This is a genomic window from Flavobacterium geliluteum, assembly GCF_017948595.1.
Classification (GTDB): domain Bacteria; phylum Bacteroidota; class Bacteroidia; order Flavobacteriales; family Flavobacteriaceae; genus Flavobacterium; species Flavobacterium flavipigmentatum.
The window spans coordinates 1-2,483 of the sequence record NZ_JAGFBV010000057.1; the positions used below are offsets into that span (position 1 = coordinate 1).

Genomic DNA, 2,483 nt, shown 5'->3' on the forward strand with positions numbered 1-2,483 from the left:
ATGATACTTATTCATAATTCGATTTTTGATTGATGATTGATTATATTATATTTGTCCTTCCTACGATAATTTATAACACAACAAAGCCACAGCAAGAAGACTTATGTCCTCCAACGCTGTGGCTTTGTTGCTATAAAATAAATTACCGTAGGAAGTATTTATGTTGGAGGACTTTTTTTTAATTCCCGTCTCCAGGGAATTAGTTTAAATTAAACTGTCAATACTTCTAAAGCAATGCTCTGTATCTAACCAGTCCAACACATTACAGACAATTAATCCTAATTTGGTTAACGTTCCGTCACGTTGGTTTTTACCCAATACGCTCGAAATAGTTTCTTTCCGATTGCCAAACTGATAACCTGATTTTTTAATCAATATGAGGTCAAACAAGTCTTTACAAATCACATTCCCGGAAGTGTCAACACTGGTGGCAATACTCAAAAACTGCTGATCTAAACGCTTAAAAGAAAATTTCCAGCGTCTTTTATATAGATTGACAATGAGCGTTAAAAGTAGCCCTAAAGGAAAAAGAAAAGATGCAAGTAGGACAGAAACAAAGGCTAAAATTGCACCCATAAATTATTGAAGATTCAAGATTATTAATTCTTTAACCGTCATAGGTTCATATCCGTACACCTCATTGTTAAAAACGGTATTGATTTCAGGATTGACCTCTGAATCAATTTCGTTTACAAGATCATCTTTTAAGCCAGTTCGCAAATAGTAATTATATGCAGTTGTATATCTTTGATAAAGCATAGCGTATAAATTTGGGTTTTTTGCATTTAACCAATCATCTGCTTTGTAACGTTCAGTCCGCAGTATTTCACGTTGCTTTTGAGACGAAAAGGAAACTATCGTTTCAGTGCCATCACCCAAAAAAACAGGCTCAAGATTAAATAAATAAGGCTGTAAATTTTTAGTGTATGCAATTTCTCCTGACCAGTCTAAATATTCAATACGTTTACATAATCCTATAAATACATTTGAATACACAACATTGTTATAGGTGTAATCCTTAAAAATTCGCTCATACCTAAGCCTAACAGCTTCACGTCCTGACTTATCATAGTATGATTTTGACACCTTTTGTCCTTTCATGTTATAAATTGGCTCCTGTTCTACCAAAAAAGGTAAACAGTCAAAACTTATATCCGTTAATGTATTACCCATCGTTTGATATATATCAAGGTAATATTGTATTACTTTTTCTCCTGCCATGTTTTAAATTTTATGCGGTTTCTATATATCGAATGTCTTTAATGTCAGTATTAAGCAATGCTAAGTATATTTTTAAATTACTTGTTACAGTTGCAAAATCGCTTAATGTGTAAGCAAAAACTGTTTCATTTATGTAAAGTGCAACTATACTACCGGTTTTTTTTATCTTGATATTTTTGGCAGAATCAAACGCTTTAACACCAAGTAATGTTTGTGATGCTCCATGATAAATATATAGGTTGCCTGTAATCCATCTAAAACTAAATTTACTTGCTCCTCCAACGCTCTCTGTCAAATACAAATATGAATTTTCGCCTGATGCTATAAAAGGAGATCTTGTATATTTAAAAGATACTATCCAATTTTTAGTGTAGTCAATTTCTTTTGTCCAAAGTGCTGATGCTACAGTTCCTGCTGTTAATATTTTCGCATAATCACCTTCCGCTACATCAATGTTTGATTTTGAAGTCCAATCACCCGTTAATGGCTTATACACAGTGCCTAAAACAATTAACATCCTGCCACTAAACGTCGCGCTTAATCCATTATTTAAAATAACGTCAAAGTTTCCTTCTGCTGCTCCGGTTGTAACATTAGCACGAACCTCATTGTCACTAATGAATGTTACATAATTTACCGTTTGACCAGTTATTGAAACAGTCATTGAAGGTGTGAAAAATGCACCTTTTAAAATAAAATTACCAGTAGTGCTTGGTAAATAACTATCAGGAATTAATTCATTTAAATAAGGTGCTGGAGATGTAGCAATAGTGTACAATTTTAAATTTCCTGCTGCATCTGTGCTCAAAACCTTATTTGTTGGCAACTGTCCATCATTTCGTGTTGAGGGATAATTTGAAAGATTGATGTCTTTATTTAAAAAAGAAGTAACCTCCATAACATCCGCTGCCACAATTGCCGGTTGTCCAACTCCAAAGCTTCGACCTCTGAAATTCAGTTCAAACGTTCTTCCTGTGTCGCTGGTTGTATATTTTACAATCTCATTTGCTGCAACAACCAGGACAGGGTTAAGAGCATTAATATACGCTACAAAACCCGCCACGTTTTGAGTGGCCAATACTGTCGAAAGAATTGTTTTTGTTGTTGTTGTAACATTTGCTAATCCTGAAAGCTTAGTGATTTCGGCTGCATTTATCAAACGCTCACCGGCTACTTTATCAACCTTATTAGTCTGCAAAAGTTTTCCCATTTCAGCTGTTAACGCTTTCGTGGTTCCTCCGGTGGTCAGGTCGTTCACCAAG

The 2,483-nt window shown here is 34.5% G+C and carries 3 protein-coding genes; all 3 read right to left on the reverse strand.

What is annotated here, in order from left to right:
- Positions 1 to 204 precede the first annotated feature (204 nt).
- Positions 205 to 576, reverse strand: a complete 372-nt coding sequence (locus J3495_RS18835) for a hypothetical protein (protein ID WP_210668499.1) — start codon at positions 574 to 576, stop codon at positions 205 to 207.
- A 3-nt stretch (positions 577 to 579) separates the two neighbouring features.
- Complete coding sequence (locus tag J3495_RS18840) at positions 580 to 1,173, reverse strand: hypothetical protein (protein WP_210668500.1); 594 nt, start codon at positions 1,171 to 1,173, stop codon at positions 580 to 582.
- Positions 1,174 to 1,231: 58 nt separating this feature from the next.
- A partial coding sequence (locus J3495_RS18845; protein ID WP_210668501.1) for a hypothetical protein occupies positions 1,232 to 2,483 on the reverse strand: 1,252 nt, incomplete at its 5' end.

Excerpts from the sequence above, each read along its gene's own strand:
- J3495_RS18835 (WP_210668499.1), bottom strand. The coding sequence starts at position 576 with ATGGGTGCAATTTTAGCCTTTGTTTCTGTCCTACTTGCATCTTTTCTT.
- J3495_RS18840 (WP_210668500.1), bottom strand. The coding sequence starts at position 1,173 with ATGGGTAATACATTAACGGATATAAGTTTTGACTGTTTACCTTTTTTG.